At 70.6% G+C, this 14,712-nt stretch carries 14 protein-coding genes and 1 pseudogene; 8 read left to right on the top strand and 7 right to left on the bottom strand.

Annotated features, from left to right (window positions below; translation table 11 throughout):
• Positions 1-187: 187 nt before the first annotated feature.
• Complete coding sequence (locus OG764_RS00560; RefSeq protein WP_328966352.1) at positions 188-529, bottom strand: hypothetical protein; 342 nt, start codon at positions 527-529, stop codon at positions 188-190.
• Between the two features lie 530 nt (positions 530-1,059).
• Positions 1,060-2,145, bottom strand: coding sequence for a carboxylate-amine ligase (locus tag OG764_RS00555; protein WP_328966351.1), 1,086 nt, complete (start codon positions 2,143-2,145; stop codon positions 1,060-1,062).
• A gap of 175 nt (positions 2,146-2,320) precedes the next feature.
• On the opposite strand from OG764_RS00555, the gene OG764_RS00550 reads away from it, so the two are divergent.
• Positions 2,321-3,721 carry an NAD(P)/FAD-dependent oxidoreductase gene (locus OG764_RS00550; protein WP_328966350.1) on the top strand — a complete coding sequence of 467 codons (1,401 nt, stop codon included), beginning with the start codon at positions 2,321-2,323 and terminating at the stop codon, positions 3,719-3,721.
• Between the two features lie 222 nt (positions 3,722-3,943).
• On the opposite strand, the gene OG764_RS00545 is transcribed toward OG764_RS00550, so the two are convergent.
• Positions 3,944-5,485, bottom strand: coding sequence for a pyridoxal phosphate-dependent decarboxylase family protein (locus tag OG764_RS00545; RefSeq protein WP_328966349.1), 1,542 nt, complete (start codon positions 5,483-5,485; stop codon positions 3,944-3,946).
• 410 nt (positions 5,486-5,895) lie between these two features.
• Between OG764_RS00545 and OG764_RS00540 the strand changes: the two genes are divergently transcribed.
• The 3 genes from OG764_RS00540 to OG764_RS00530 all read left to right on the top strand — a co-directional run bounded on the left by OG764_RS00540 (position 5,896) and on the right by OG764_RS00530 (position 7,290).
• Complete coding sequence (locus OG764_RS00540; RefSeq protein WP_328966348.1) at positions 5,896-6,084, top strand: hypothetical protein; 189 nt, start codon at positions 5,896-5,898, stop codon at positions 6,082-6,084.
• 9 nt (positions 6,085-6,093) lie between these two features.
• Complete coding sequence (locus OG764_RS00535) at positions 6,094-6,684, top strand: GNAT family N-acetyltransferase (RefSeq protein WP_328966347.1); 591 nt, start codon at positions 6,094-6,096, stop codon at positions 6,682-6,684.
• A 312-nt stretch (positions 6,685-6,996) separates the two neighbouring features.
• Complete coding sequence (locus OG764_RS00530; protein WP_328966346.1) at positions 6,997-7,290, top strand: hypothetical protein; 294 nt, start codon at positions 6,997-6,999, stop codon at positions 7,288-7,290.
• 119 nt (positions 7,291-7,409) lie between these two features.
• Here OG764_RS00530 and OG764_RS00525 read toward each other — a convergent pair whose 3' ends face one another.
• The 3 genes from OG764_RS00525 to OG764_RS00515 form a co-directional block, all read right to left on the bottom strand.
• Complete coding sequence (locus tag OG764_RS00525; RefSeq protein WP_328966345.1) at positions 7,410-7,847, bottom strand: hypothetical protein; 438 nt, start codon at positions 7,845-7,847, stop codon at positions 7,410-7,412.
• Between the two features lie 67 nt (positions 7,848-7,914).
• Positions 7,915-8,715 (bottom strand): DUF4436 family protein, encoded by an 801-nt coding sequence (locus tag OG764_RS00520; RefSeq protein ID WP_328966344.1) that lies wholly within the window; start codon positions 8,713-8,715, stop codon positions 7,915-7,917.
• A 110-nt stretch (positions 8,716-8,825) separates the two neighbouring features.
• Entirely contained in the window at positions 8,826-9,440 is a 615-nt protein-coding gene (locus tag OG764_RS00515) for a serine hydrolase domain-containing protein (protein ID WP_328972842.1), read from the bottom strand.
• A gap of 522 nt (positions 9,441-9,962) precedes the next feature.
• On the opposite strand from OG764_RS00515, the gene OG764_RS00510 reads away from it, so the two are divergent.
• The 3 genes and pseudogenes from OG764_RS00510 to OG764_RS00500 all read left to right on the top strand — a co-directional run.
• Positions 9,963-11,594: an alpha/beta fold hydrolase gene (locus tag OG764_RS00510; protein WP_328966343.1), complete on the top strand. Its 1,632-nt coding sequence runs from the start codon at positions 9,963-9,965 to the stop codon at positions 11,592-11,594.
• A 14-nt stretch (positions 11,595-11,608) separates the two neighbouring features.
• Positions 11,609-13,249 (top strand): alpha/beta fold hydrolase, encoded by a 1,641-nt coding sequence (locus OG764_RS00505; protein WP_328966342.1) that lies wholly within the window; start codon positions 11,609-11,611, stop codon positions 13,247-13,249.
• Positions 13,250-13,326: 77 nt separating this feature from the next.
• Positions 13,327-13,479, top strand: a pseudogene (locus OG764_RS00500) (IS5/IS1182 family transposase); the annotation flags it as partial.
• A 262-nt stretch (positions 13,480-13,741) separates the two neighbouring features.
• On the opposite strand, the gene OG764_RS00495 reads toward OG764_RS00500, so the two are convergent.
• A complete protein-coding gene (locus OG764_RS00495; RefSeq protein WP_328966341.1) occupies positions 13,742-13,999 on the bottom strand; it encodes a TetR family transcriptional regulator C-terminal domain-containing protein in 258 nt (85 codons plus the stop codon).
• A gap of 107 nt (positions 14,000-14,106) precedes the next feature.
• On the opposite strand from OG764_RS00495, the gene OG764_RS00490 reads away from it, so the two are divergent.
• Complete coding sequence (locus OG764_RS00490; RefSeq protein WP_328972841.1) at positions 14,107-14,610, top strand: serine hydrolase domain-containing protein; 504 nt, start codon at positions 14,107-14,109, stop codon at positions 14,608-14,610.
• The last annotated feature ends 102 nt before the right edge of the window (positions 14,611-14,712 follow it).

Raw genomic sequence — 14,712 nt, 5'->3', positions numbered from 1 at the left:
CCGCCAACGATCAAGGCCGAACGTGGTTACGAAATGACGCTGGGCTTGCCGTTCGCGGAGGTGGATCCCTTCGAAGGTGAGTGCTTGGGCTGCGTTCGTGACGCTCCCCGCATGGGCGATCACCCCCGCGTCGGCCGCGCGAGCAGGCTCCGCCGACGGAGCCTGCTCGCGCGGCCGGACCAGTGCGTCAGGCCTCGTCGTGGAAGTGCACGGACCGGAGCTTGAGGTCGGCTGTGGCCTTCTCGCCTTTGGGTACCTGGGTGCGCTCGCCCTGGCAGCCGGCCTCGGGGAAGAGGCAGGCTTCCGCGAAGGTGTTGTTCTCGAACTCCCAGGCGTCCGTGCTCTGGCCGGGGCCGACTTCGGGCACCTCGATGCACTCACGCGAATCCGGGGCGTCGAGCTGCCCCTTCTGGGCGGGGTCGCCGTACTGGCAGGTGGCGTAGCCGAGGGTTGCGTCGGCTGTGGCGGGCAGGGCCACGCCCAGGGCCAGAGCGCCGAGGGTGGCCCCGAGGCTGCGGCGAAGACGCATGCGGGGTTCCCTTCACTGGGTCACCGATGGTCAGCTCAACCAGCTGCAGAAGCCGATCGACCTTCGTTAGACACGGGGGTGCACGCCCTGGGGATGTGCTCCGGCACGCCTCGAGAGGGGCCGCACGGTGGGCGTTTGGGGGTGCGCCCCGGCTGGCATGCGCCGGGAGGTCTACGACCAGGACCGTTGTACGCGAGGGGGCGCCGGCTCGCCGGTGTCGTAGCACGCCGTGATGATCTCGTCCAAGTTGGCGTCGGCCGGTTCCCAGGCGCTTTCAGACATGGCTGTGCCCCTCCCTGGGCCGACTCTCTGCCGACTCGTAGTGATCTTGGCGTGACGGTGCGTCAACGCTCCAGCCTTCTTGATGGATTGTCCGGTGATCTCCGACGGCCGCGTGAGCCTCGCCCCTCGCTTGGTGACCGGGCGTGCTGAGCTGGTGGAGCCGGGGGACGCCGCGGAGGGGCTGTGTGGCGACATTCCGTGCGACTGTGCCTGTCGGGCCGGGCGGTCTGCGGAGTGGTCGGGAGTTCTCAGTCCGATGCGTCGGTCGTGGAGATGAGATGGTCGACGACGTCGGTGAGGCGGAATCGGCGTCGGTAGGCGGCGCGTTGCCGTTCGGCGCCGTTGCCGGCCAAGCGCAGCCGTGCCCAGAGCGTGTTCACCACTTCGGTGTCGCCGTGGCCGTGGAGGGCGGGCTGCACCCACGAGAGGAGTCGGTCGACCTGGTCGACGGCGGGGGAGAGCAGGCCGGTGGCCAGGTCGATGCTTTGCCCGGCGAGGCCGTCGCGGGCTGCCCGCCAGCAGGCGGCGCGCAGTACTTCGGGGCCGGGCCGCAGTACCGGGTCGCCGGCGGTGGTGGCTTGCAGGGCGGAGGCGGCCATCGCCCTGATGAGGCCGGCGAGGAGCACGGTCTCACCCGGGGTGGCCATCGCGTCGGCGACGCGGAATTCGAGTGTGGGTACGTGGTGGGAGGGCCGGATGTCCCAGTACAGGCCGCCGCGGTCCATGACGCTGCCGGTGGCGATGAAGCCGGCGACGAGGTCTTCGAAATGGGAAGGGGACTCGAAGAAGGGGGGAGGTCCGGCGACGGGCCACCGTCCCCAGGTCGTCGTGCGCCAGCTGGCGTATCCGGTGTCCCGCCCCGCCCAGAACGGTGAGTTGCCGGTGAGCGCGATCAGCGCCGGGAGCCAGGGCCGAAGCCGGTTGCTGATCTGCAGTGCCGTCGCGAGGTCGGGCACGCCCACGTGGATGTGGCAGGCGCAGGCGCACTGCTCGTCGTCCAGGGCCCCGAACGTTTCGGCGCTCAACGTGTAGCGGGGGCCGGCGGTCAGCGGCGGCGGGAAGACCTGGCCGAGGATGGGGCTGCCGCTGGAGATGACGCGCAGACCATGGCGGGCGGCGGCACGTACGACCGCCTGGCGCGTGGAACGGACCTGCTCGGCAAACTCCGCAAGGCTGGTATGTGGTTCGGTCCGCACCTCGACCTGGTAGCGCGTCAGCTCCGGCCCCACACGAGCGCCGAGCTCACCGGCGGCCTCGGCCACCACCGCGTCCGCCTGCGCGCTCACCGCCCGCGACACAGGGTCGACCAGGAGAAGTTCCTCCTCCGCTCCCACCGTCAACAAGGGTTGCGCGCCCGCGACCGTCCGTTTCCGGCCGTGGCCGGGGAGCAGTGCTTGCCCACCGGAAGACGTACGCCCTGTACTCGTCATGGTCATCATGCTGTCACGGCAGGTAAGACCGAGGCAGAGCGCAAAGCCGACATCTCTCACACTAAAAGGGGAGTGGGACGTGCGGGAACAGACGCAGGTACTGATCGCCGGGGGCGGCCCCGCCGGCTCGACGGCGGCCACCGTGCTGGCACAGCAGGGCTTCGACGTCGTCCTGCTCGAGCGGGAGCGTTTCCCCCGCTACCACATCGGGGAGTCCCTGCTCCCGTCGCTCCTGCCCGTCCTGGACATCCTGGGCGCTCGCGAGGCCGTCGAACGGTACGGATTCGTCCGTAAAAGCGGTGCCTTCTACGGCTGGGGAGGCCAGGAGTGGGCCTTGCGCTTCGACGACCCCGGCCGACCGGCGACCCACAGCTTCCAGGTCGTCCGCTCCGAATTCGACGACCTCCTCCTGCAGCACGCCCGCCGCCAGGGAGCAGACGTGCGCCAGGAGACCCGGGTCCGGCACATCGCCATGCCGGCAGGCCACGCCACCAGCGCGTCCTGGTCCGCCAACGACGGCCGGAACGGCGAAATCGACTTCACCCACCTCATCGACGCCACAGGCCGGGCAGGAATACTGGGCGCCCGGCAACTGGGCACGCGACGCGTGCACGACGTCTTCCGCAACGTCGCCGCCTGGGGGTACTGGCAAAGCAGCACACCCCTGCCCGGACCTGAGGGAGCGATCGGGGTCTTCTCTCTGCCGGACGCCGGCTGGCTGTGGGCCATACCCCTCCATGACGGCACGCTCAGCGTCGGCCTGGTCACCGACAAACGCTCCTTCAACCAGGCCAAGGGCCACTTGGGATCCGTCGACGCCGTCTACCACGATGCGCTCGCCCGAAGCCCGCTCCTCGCCCGCATACTGCACAGCGCCCAGCAGGTGTCCGTCGTCAAGGTCGAGAGCGACTACTCCTACACCAGCGACGCGTTCTGCGGCCCCGGCTACTACCTCGCCGGCGACGCGGCCTGCTTCCTTGACCCGCTGCTGTCCACCGGCGTGCACCTGGCGATGTACAGCGGTCTCCTCAGCGCCGCAGCCATCGCCACCGTCCTACGCGGCGAAACCGACGAGACCACCGCACGCCGCTTCTACCAGACCACCTACCAACGCGCCTACGAACGCCTCCTCATCCTCGTCGGCGCCTTCTACCGCATCCACGACGGCCGCGACACCTACTTCCGCCGAGCCCAACAGCTCACCCACCGCGACCAGCAAGGACTACGCCTCCACGAGTCATTCCTCAACATCATCACCGGCACCGAAGACCTCCACGACGCCCAGGAACACTCCCTCGACCTCCTCTACGAAAAACTCCAAAGCCCCCTCAACGGCCACCACCCCAACGGCCTCGGCGGACACGGAACCAGCCACATGCTCCCCCTGCCCACCACCCCCGACCACGCAGCCGCAGGCCTCTACCTCACCCTCACCCCCCACCCCACCCTGCGCCCGGTCCCCAGCCACCCGAATCCCTGACCATGCGGCGGACCGGGTGGGATTCGCCGATCTACGACGCGGTGGAACGGAATGGTTCCGAGAGGGCCGGGAAGTTCCGCTGCGGGAGGATCCGCAGTAGCAGCTGCCGCCTTGGTTCGGCAGTGGGTGGCAGTGGTGCTGCCGGTCACCGCTTTGGGAGATCCCGGCGAGGTTTGGGGGATCGGGTCGATGCTGATCGGTGCTTCGAGCTCCGGCGGGCGCTCACCGATGCGTCGGCCGGTGACTGGCGGTGGGATGGCCGCCGTCGGTGTCCGTGCCGGTCCGGGTGGCGTGGAGGATTTCGCGGATCAGGAGGTCGAGGTCGTTGCTGGTGGTGCGGTAGTTGCATAGGCAGGCGCGCAGGACGGTGTGGCCGCCCGTGGTGACGGTGGCGAGGTAGGCGCGCCCGCCGGCTTGTACGCGGCGGGCGACGCGGGTGTGGAGGGCATCGGGGTCGCCGCTGCCTGGGTCGGTGATGCGGAAGCAGGCGACGGGCCAGGGGCCGCCCGCGAGGAGTTCGAGCCGGGGTTCGGCTGTGATGCGTTCTCGGAGCTGGTCGGCGAGGGTCAGATAGTGGGTGATCAGGCTGGTGACGCCGTCGCGGCCGAGGTGGTTGAGGGTGGCCCACAGGGACAGGGCGCGGGTGCCGGGGCGGGTCAGCTCGATCGTGGCGTGGGACAGCCACGGCAGCGCGCCGGGTTCGTCTGCGGTGAGGTAGGAGGCCTGGTGGGCGAAGGCGGTGTGCAGGTTCCCGGGATCCGGGACGAGGAGGGCCCCGCAGCCGACCGGGACGCTGAGGGTCTTGTGCGGGTCCACGGTCAGTGAATCGATTCCGCCGATGCCCTGATAGAGGGGTGCCAGGGCGGGGACGGCGGCGCCGAGTCCGCCCCAGGCGCCATCCGCGTGGTGCCACATGCCCGTCTCCCGGCACAGGGCGGTAACCGGTTCGATCGGGTCGACGGCGCCCGTCGCGGTAGTGCCCAGCGTGGTGACGGTGCAGAAGGGCAGCAGGCCCGTGTCGAGATCGGCGGCGACCGCGGTGCGCAGCGCGGCGGGGTCGAGGCGGTCGTGGTGGTCGGTGGGTACGGGGCGCAGCCGGTGGGCGGGCAGGCCGATGCAGGCGGCGGCCTTGGCGACGGACATGTGGGCCTGGGCGCTGTAGTAGAGGGTGAGGCGGGCGTGGTCACGGTCGTAGGCGGGGCCGTCGCCGGCGCCGTGCTGGGTGAGGAACCAGGTGCGGGCGGTGGCCAGGGCGAGCAGGTTGGCCATGGAACCGCCGCTGGTCAGCACCCCGCCCGTCGTGTCGGGCAGTCCTGCGAGGTCGGCGAGCATGCGTACGGTGCCGCGTTCCAGGTCCATGAGGGCGTTCTCGCCCATGCCGCAGGTCGCGTTGACGGCGCAGGCCAGTAGTTCGGCGATGAGGCCGGCGGGTGCGGGCGGGGAGTTGACCCAGGCGAAGAACGCGGGGTGCCCGTTCCCGGTCGGATACGGGGCGATCTCCTCGCGTACGAAGTCCAGCACCTGGCCCAGTTCCTGCCCCTGCGGGGCGAGGGAAGGCTCGCGCAGCCGCGCCCGGTGAACGGGTGTCATCGGGCGGTGTACCGCGCCCGCCGGAACCTCGGCCAGGTAGTGCGACACCCACTCGGCGGCGGCGACGAGCTCGTCCCGCAGCACCTTGGGGTGGACGCCGGGCGGTACTTGACACAGGGGCGGCGCGGTTGCGCTGCCGGGGCCGGATTCCGGGGCGGGTGAACTGTGGTGCATGGTGGCGGAGAAGACCTTTCGCTGTCACAAGGCCCCAGGTCACTGCGATGAGGGCCGTGATCGTAACGAGCAGCCCCGCTGGTCGACACGCAGCTCCGCAAAGAATTCGAACAGAGTGGACGGCCTCGTGCGCCCAGGGCATCGCGCTGCTCGCGGCGTGCCTTCTGCCCCGGTACATGCGCCGACACTGGGCTGGTGTCGTTCCTAGGGACGGTGCCCCGGCGTCCCGTCCGGGGTTCAGCGCGAGGTCGGCTTCATGCGTTCCCTTTGCACCTCGGCCCCTGTCACCGTTCCGATGTGGACCACGGCCCGATTGCCCCGCACCGACACCATCAGGCAGGTTCTCCGCGAACTGCAACACCGACACCATCGCGAGGCGGGCGGGGCACCGACCGGCCGGCTGGATACGCGTGCAGGGCAGCAAGAACATCGCCCTCCACCTCTACGCCGCCGCCCTCCTCGCCGACACCGAACCCGTCCTGCACCAGGCACCCGCGATCCTCGACACCGGCGTCTGCGCGCAGATCCTCACCCGCACCACTCTCCACCTCGCGCCACCCGCACGAAAGGCCGGTGTGCTCTGCCGGGAACGCCCGTAACGTCGGCGCATGACCTCCATCGTCGCTCGCGAACCGGCGTGTACCGTCCGTCCTGCCCGTCCTGAGGACACCGCAAAGATCGACGCCCTCGACACATCGTTCACCACCAGCACTGTTTTCGAAGTCACAGCCTCCGTCACCGGGTTCTCGCTTCGAGAAGTCCCGGTCGACCCACCACTGACCAAGGTGTTCCCCGACGACGGCCACGACGTGGACGGCGGCACGCAAGACGGTTCCGGTCCAGCGGGGGAGGAGCCCCACAACCAGACCTTTGCTGCCGTTGCTGCCGACGGCGGGCTGGCCGGCTTCGCCGCCGTCTCCTACTCCCCGTGGAACCGCCGACTCACCGTCGAGGACATCGGCATCGCCCCCGCACACCGACGCCAAGGCATCGGCCGACTGCTCGTCGCACACGCGATGGACTTCGCCCGCACGCAAGAAGCCGCACACCTCTGGCTAGAGGTCACCAACGTCAACGCCCCCGCGATCCACGCCTACCTGCGCATGGGGTTCACCTTCTGCGGCCTGGACACGACCCTGTACGACGGCACGGCCTCTGCAGGCGAGCAGGCCCTGTACATGAGCATGCCCTGCTCCTGAACTGCGCTCGCTATGAGCGGGGACGCCCGGAGTCGGCCGCGTCCATGGACCACCTGCACAGGGCCGCCGACGCCTATAGCCGGCCCGGCCTTCCCTGCGCCATGCCGATCCGACCGCCAGCGGCAGATGCGCACGCTCGGCGACGGTCAGGGCCGATGGAAGCCCGCCGCCCTTTTGCAGGTTCTTCTCGTGACACGGCCCTGAAAACGGTGGCTGGCCTCTGCCCGAATAGCCGGTCTTGCGCAGTGAACCGTTCCGACTTTCCTGCCGGTGGTTCGTCGGCCGGGTCTCAGCCAGCTGTGGGTATTGCGCATGGACCACGACACCGACACCGACCTGCGCCGCACCGAACTCGTCCAGGCACTCACCGACCCCGACCACGGCATGCCCCCGGAACTGAGCGAACACCGCGACCCGACCGACGCCCGCCTCGGCCTGGTGCGACTGAAGGCCTCCGACGGCACCACCGAACTCCAACTCCGCCACGACTACTTCGACCACTCGGCCAGGGAAGGCCAGGCCGAGCTCTTCGCAGCGGTCCGCCGGCGCATCGACATCCTGAAGGACGAAGCGCCGTTCCCTCCCGGCCTTCCGGCCGACGCCTGACCCGCACCGGGGCCGCGCCGAAGCCGCGCACCGCAACGCAGCACGACGACCGCAGCGGTGCGCAGCTGCCCCCACCCTCAGCCGGTTTCTGACGACCCCGCCCGCCGAAGGCATGCGGATCAAGACCGGATCTGCTCAAGCCCATCGCGCGCTGTCGGCGAGGCGCCGTAGAGACCGGTGTCATGGAGTCCACCGTCAGGGATGACCTTGTTGCGCAGGGTCATGGCATTGCCCGATCCACGGTTCAGTACTCCGCGTGCGCGGGCGGAGTTCGCGTAGCGGATCGCGGTCTTCTCGTCCAAGCCGAAGACCTCGGCGAGGTGAAGCGGGTCGGGCCCGTGGGCAAGGGCCTCTTCGAGCTGGCGGTCGACGCGGAGCTGTTCCAGGGTAACGGCCTGGCCGCGAAAGGGCTCAGAGAGAGTGACCCCGCTGACCGGGCCGGTGCCCAGAGCAGTGATCTTGTTGATCAGCAGGATTGGTGGTGTCGGGCCTGCGGCGGCGCCGGAACTCCAGCCACTCCAAGGCGACGTGCAGCGTGAGGGAACCGTGTTCACCACGTCGGCGAAGAGCGCTCCTTGGCGGTCAGCCGCCGCGGGATCATCCGACGGCGCGCAGGCGGAGCCGCTAGGGGGGCGGCGCGTCCCGTTGGCGGGACTTCAGGGATTTGTCGACGCCCGTGACGACCACGGCGATCAGGCAGAGGGCGATGAAGATCTCGGCCCACAGGAAGGCGAACCAGTCCAGCACGCAGCCGATCGGGGGCGTGCCGGGGGCGATGTTGCGGAACGAGGCGAGCGCGAACAGGGTGGCGGCCATCCAGCCCAGCCCGGGCCAGACCAGGCCTTCGCCGCGGGTCGTCAGGTACCAGGCCCCGATGAGCACGGACGCCGCCAGCGCCCACATCACCGCCATCATGAAGACCGCGAACACGAGCAGGCTGCCCGAACGCTTCAACCCCACCGCCATCACAGCCTCCTGCCGGGAGGGCGCGGGTACCGTCGAGACCGAGAAGAGGGTGTCGTGGTTGGAGAACAGCATGCGTACCGGCACCTGCTTGCCGCCCAGTTCGGCCCGGAACGCGATGTCGGTCCCGTAGGTGTCGAACGGGTAGTCGCTGATCGATCCGCCGGAGAGCGCCACTTGTACGTCTCTCGTCGCGAGCCGTTCGTGGGCGGCGAACTCAAGGTCGCTCAGGGTCGCTCCGGAGGTCTGGATGCTGAGATCGGCCACCGGGGCCGCCCCGCCCGCCTCGCCGAGGCTCCCTCGCGGCGTCACCCAGACCCGTAGGACCAGTTCTCTGCCCGAGGCATCGACACGTTGGACGGCGGCCTCCACGTCCACGCGGTCGGCGGCCGAGGACCCTGCGGGGTGCACGGTGTCGACCGCCTGCCGCTCGGTGAACTGCAGCCACGAGCCGACGGCCACCGCCACCACGATCAGTAGCGCGATGGGAACAAGGACGGGTAGGACGGACCTGGGCCCCGCGGAGCCCCGTGGCGGAGACGAGTCGGCGGGCGCCGGACGGTCCTGGCCCATCACTTGGTCCACATGTCCAGCAACCGGCCGGCCGCAGGGAAGCTGTCGGGTGGTTCGGTGTTGCACACGACGGTGACGGCCGTGTTGCGGTCCGGACTCACCTTGAACGGGCCGGCCGGATCCGTCAGCGCGATGCCCTTGGCCTCCAGCAGGTCCTGGTAGTCGGTGATGCCGCTCGTGTGGTGCATCAGCTCGCCCAGGGTGACGTTCCGGGCCCAGGCCGGAGGGTCGTCGAGGTAGCGGGACAGCGGGTCGTCCAAAGCGAGTCGGCCCCGTCCCGCCAGCAACAGCACGGCGTCTGCGGTGAATTGCTTGGAGTCGTAGGCCATGTCGAAGACCGTCTTCGGGGAGATGGTGCGCCCTGTGGCCAGATCGGCCTTCCCTCTGCCAGCCTCCCAGACCACGTTTCCCCGTACGCCGACGGCTGCCGCGCAGCCCGGGGTGTCGGGCGAGGGCACCAGCTCCCGGAGCACCTGCGCGCTGCGGGATTCCCGGTCGTCGGCGCTCGCGTGGGCCGGAGAGTTCGCGGCACCGGCCAGGGCACACGCGGCCAGGGCACACGCGGCCAGGGCACACGGGGCCAGGACGCTCGCGGCAGTACGCAACGGCACCATCCGGTTCACGGGCACCACCTGTTTTCACCACCCGGAACGGGACCGGCTCGGCGCGGTCCCGGACTTCGGAAGGGCGCGGCCACCATCGGGTGCGCCGATATTGGGTGCCGTGATCGGTGCGGTGAAACACCGGGCGGCCGGCACCCGGCCGCGTTGCCGGATACGGCGGAGACCGGGGGCCCGCGGCGGGTGGAACACCGCCGAACGCACGTCGTCCACGCCACCGGGTGACCCGAACACGTGCATGCGGACGACATGGCGGCAACACGGCGCACCCCGCCCGCCCCCGGCGTACGGCGGATTTCCTTCCCCCGAGCGGGTCCGGTACCGCCTGCTCCAACCGGGTGGGCGGGTCGGCACGCAGGCCCCGGGGCGGGGTGCGCCAAGTGGCGGCGACGAGTGGTGGCGGCCCGCGGCCGAACGCAGGCTGGCGTACGCACCCGGCCCGACCATGCGGCTGGGCGCAGTCATGCCAACCGGCCCCCGGCCGGAGCGGCCTGGACGTCAGAGAGACGAGATCACATGGCGGAACACGACACCGGTTCCGGGCCCCTGCCCCCGTGTCCCGGGACCGGTACGCCCGTAGGCGGCCCGGCCCGGCGCGGCGGTCCGCGCATCGGCCGCAGGGCGCGTACGCAGGCGGCGCTGCTCGCCGTAGGCCTGGCTGTCCTCGGGGCGGTCGGGACCGCGTCGAGCAGCGCCCAGTCACCGACGGCCGGCGGGCCGCCCTCCGGGCCTCCGGCGCGGTTCGTGCCGGGACCCTGCCCGCAGACGCCCGAGCCGGTACCCGGGCGGTGCGGCTTCCTGGAGGTTCCCGAGAACCGCGAGCACCCCACGGGACGGACCATCCGGCTGGCCGTCGCCATCATCCCGGCGACGTCGAAGACGCCTGTCACGGACCCCGTGGTGTTCATGGAAGGAGGTCCCGGCGGAGACGCGTTCGGAGCCATCCCCTTCCTGATCGACTCCGAGGTGAACCGCGACCGCGACCTGATCGTCATGGCCCAGCGCGGCGCCCTCCACTCGCAGCCGAACCTCGCCTGCCCGGAGATGGACCGGTTCAACGCGGCCGCGGTGGGCCTACCCTACGACGCGCCGTCCACCGGACGGGGGCTGGTCCGCGCGGCGAAGCAGTGCCGGGACCGCCTGACAGCCGAGGGGAACGACCTCACGGCCTACAACACCACCGAGAACGCCGCGGACTTCGCCTCCCTCCGCAAGGCCCTGAACATCAGGAAATGGAACGTCTACGGCTACTCCTACGGCACCGACCTGGGCCTCACCTATCTGCGCAGGCACCCCCAGGGCGTCCGCTCGCTGGCGATCGACTCGGTCGTGCCGCCGCAGACCGTGAGCCTGCCGTGGGCCTGGGACAGCGCACAGGAAGGCATCAACTCGATCTTCGCGGCGTGCGAGGACCAGCCCGCCTGCAAGTCCCGCTACCCGGACCTCTCCCGCACGCTCACCGAGCAGGTCCGGCGGCTGGAGGCGAACCCCCTGACGCTGACCGTGCCGCCACCCGGTGGCGGAACCCCGGTCAAGGTCGTCCTCGACGGGGGCACGCTGGTGAACCTGCTGGTGGCCAACGGCCAGCTCGTGCCGTCGGCCGACGTCCCCGCGGCGCTCTACGAACTCGCCGCCGGCAACCCCGAGCGCCTCGCCCGGGCGCAGGCCGCCGGCGCGACGCCCGCCATCGGCGAGTTCGCCCACGGACTGACGCACTCGGTGGCCTGCGCCGAGTGGGCCCCCGGCTACTCGAAGCGCGATGTGCTGAACGCCGGCCGCCGGGCCTTCCCCGGATGGCCGGACTCGGTGTTGGCCCACGCCCCGCAACTGCCCTTCGAGCACGACCTGTGCCGCGTATGGAACGTCCCGGACCGCACCGCGGTCCAACGGGTGGCCACCCGCAGCAAGGTGCCCGTGCTCATCATCACCGGAACCTTCGACGCGAAGACCGGCGCGAGCTGGGGTCCGTTCGCCGGCCGTACGCTGCCCCGCTCGACCGCAGTGGTGATCCCCGGCGTCACCCACTGGGTGGTGCCGCAGAACCCCTGCGCCGCGTCGGTACTGCTGTCCTTCCTCGCGCGGCCGACCGCGCCCGACACCGGCTGCGTGCCGGGAGTCGAACCCAAGCCGTTCACCATCATCCCCTGAGCGGAGTGCGCACCATGTCCCCTGGCACGACCCCCCGCTGGCGCCCCGCGCGACGACTCCCGGCAACGTTGGCCGGAGCCACGGCCGGCGCCCTCGTCGTCGGCCTCGCCGCCCTGCCCGCCCGCGCCGAGTCCGGTGCCGACGGCCCGATCGGTACCGTCGCCCGCACGGTGGGCGACGCCCACTTCGAACCGGGCCCCTGCCCCAGGACGGCAGACCCGATCCCCGACCTCGCGCGCGCCCGCTGCGGCACCCTCACGGTGCCCGAGAAGCGCTCCAAGGCCAAGGGCCCCAAGGAGTCCCACGAGGACGAGGACACCGGAGAGCTCAGGAACCGGGGCGGACGCAAGATCACCCTCGCTGTCGCGATCATGCCCGCGGAGCGCAGCCGCCCCGCGCCCGACCCGATCGTGTGGCTCGCCGGCGGCCCCGGCGACGACGCGGTCTCCGAGATCCCGATGGCGCTCGCCGGCGACCTGAACCGCGACCGCGACGTGATCTTCATGTCCCAGCGCGGCACCTACTCGGCCTCCCCGGAGCTCACCTGCCCGAACATCGACCAGTTCAACGCCCGCGCCCTCGGCCTCGTCCAGAACGCACCGTCCACCAAACGCCTGCACGTCGAAGCCACCCGGGACTGCCGCCACCGCGTGGACAACCGCGCCGATCGGAGCACCTACAACGACATCGAGAGCTCGGCCGACTACGACGACCTGCGCAAAACACTGGACGTCAGGAAGTGGAACGTCTTCGGGATCTCGTACGGCACCCACCTGGCGCTCAACTACATGCGCCTGCACCCGAAGGGCATCCGCTCGGTGGGCATCGACGGCATCCTGCCGCCGTCCACCGCCGGCGGGGCCGTGACCTGGAAGGCCGCACGCGAGGGCTTCGACGGCCTGTTCAAGGCCTGCGAGCAACAGCCCGCCTGCAACACCCGCTACCCGAACCTGAAGGCCACCTTCCTGCGCCTCGTCAGCGAGCTGGAGACCAACCCGATCACCACCATGGTCACGGTCCCGGGCCAATCCGAGCCGGTGAAGGTCGTACTGGACGGGAGCAACCTGGTCACCTGGCTCACCTCGGCCACCCACGTGGCGGAGGGAGTACCACGCTCCATCCACGAACTCGCCCACGGCAACCCGCATCGGATCGCCGAGCAGCTCGCGGGCGGCAAGTACAGCCCGCAGGCCATCGGAAGGGTCTCCCACGGTCTGGTCTACGGCGTCTTCTGCAGCCAGTGGACCCCGTACGAGAGCCGGGCCGACATCGTCCGGGGCGGACGCCGAGCGTTCCCGTCCTTCCCCGAATCGATGCTGGTCAACGCCCCGCAGCTCGCCTGGCTCCACGACGACTGCCGTGCCTGGGACGTCCCCCCGGCACCCGGGTCCGTCCGGGACGTGACCCGCAGTGACATCCCGACCCTCGCCCTGTCGGGCGGGTTCGACGCCCAGACGGCGCCGAGCAACGGGGCGTACGTCGCCCGGACGCTGCCCCGCTCCACCGTCGTCACGGTCCCCTACGTCGCCCACGTGGTGTTCGCCGACTCGCAGTGCGCCCAGACGATCACCACGTCGTTCTTCGCGCGCCCGACCGCCCCGGACACCGGCTGCCTCGCCGGCCTCCAGCCGCCGACCTTCGAAATCGCCCCGTAGGGCACCCCGCCGACGCCCGCCGCCCCTCGCGGCACCGCAACCCCGGGGCCCGTGTCCACCATGGTGGACACGGGCCCAGCGCTGTCGTCGAGCATGGCGCCCAGCTCGGAATCGACGTCGAAGCAGTCAACAGGAACCCCGGAGTCCGCGGACTTCACGTCGTAAAACGGCGCTGGGTCGTGGAGCGGAGTATCGGCTGGATCATGATGCACCGGCGTCGCGCCCGCGACTGAGTAGCGCTGGGTCTGATGCTTGTGGGCCTGGGTGCCGCCGTGCGGATCTCTAGCCGAGCTGGGCGCGCCGGCAGGTTCCGGTGAACACGCGGCGGAGTTGGTTGTCCAGCGCGGCGAGGACCGCCGGTTTCAGTGTGCCGTCGGGGCCGATGTGAGTGTGCAGGGCGAGTCCTTCGGCGAACGCGACGATGCGCAGGGCTTCGCCAGCCGGGTCGATCCCCTGGGCGACCTCGCCGCATACCGTGCCGTTTGTGATGGCCTAGGCGACACGTGTGCGGATGCCCTCGAGGGTCTGTCTCTGGACGGCGGCCAGGCGGGTGTTGTGCGCGGCCTGGTCTGCGAAGGCGAGGCGGACCAGGAACTCGGTGCGGCGGGCGTCGTCGAGGGGTATGAGCTCGGCCAGCGCCTGACGCAGCATCTCGGCGATGGTGCGGCCCTCGGCCTCGCCTCGGTTCACCAGCTCGTCCACGCGTGCGGTGAAACGCCCGTTGACGCGGGTGAACGTGGCCAGCAGCATCTCGTCCTTCGCCGTGAACTACCTGCTGCTCGACCTGATCGTCGAACGGACCACCGACCGAGACCTGCGCACCAACCTCGAACGCCGCGTCTTCGCCCCCCCTCGGGCTGCGCGACACCTCGTACCCTCTGGCACAGACCGCCATCGACGGCGCCCATGTACACGGCTACGCGGACGTCTCGCTCCTGCTTCCGAACGCGCCGGATCCGACCCGGTTCGACGTCACCGCGTTCAGCCCCTCCGAGGCCGGTGCATCGGGCGCCCTCGTCACCACCGCGGCCGACATCGCACGCTTCTACCGGGCCCTGCTGCAAGGGCGTCTCCTGCCCCCGGACCTGCTGCGCCGGATGCTCACCGACACGGTCCCCACACACGGCATCGCCCCACCCGCTGTCGCCTACGGCCTGGGTGTCTACGTCTACGCCACCGGCTGCGGCCGTGCGTACGGCCACGGCGGCAGCGCACTCGGGTACCTGACCTTCGCCCTCAACAGCCGGGACGGACGCAACCAACTCGTCGCCCACACCAACTGGAACTCGTTCGCCGACACCGGGATCGACCAGGACTTCTGGACTGCCTTCCAGCGGGGCTACTGCGGAAAGCCCGGGTAGATCAGGCAGCCTTGCCGTCGGCCCGCTGCTCGTGGCGGGAGTGGTCACGGCGCAGCATAAGCGCCCCCGGCCTTGGCACGCCCCGACTCGCCCCGCACCAGC

Origin of the sequence: Streptomyces sp. NBC_00239 (genome assembly GCF_036194065.1) — a bacterium.
Lineage (GTDB): Bacteria > Actinomycetota > Actinomycetes > Streptomycetales > Streptomycetaceae > Streptomyces.
This window is presented reverse-complemented; position numbering and strand designations above follow the sequence as displayed.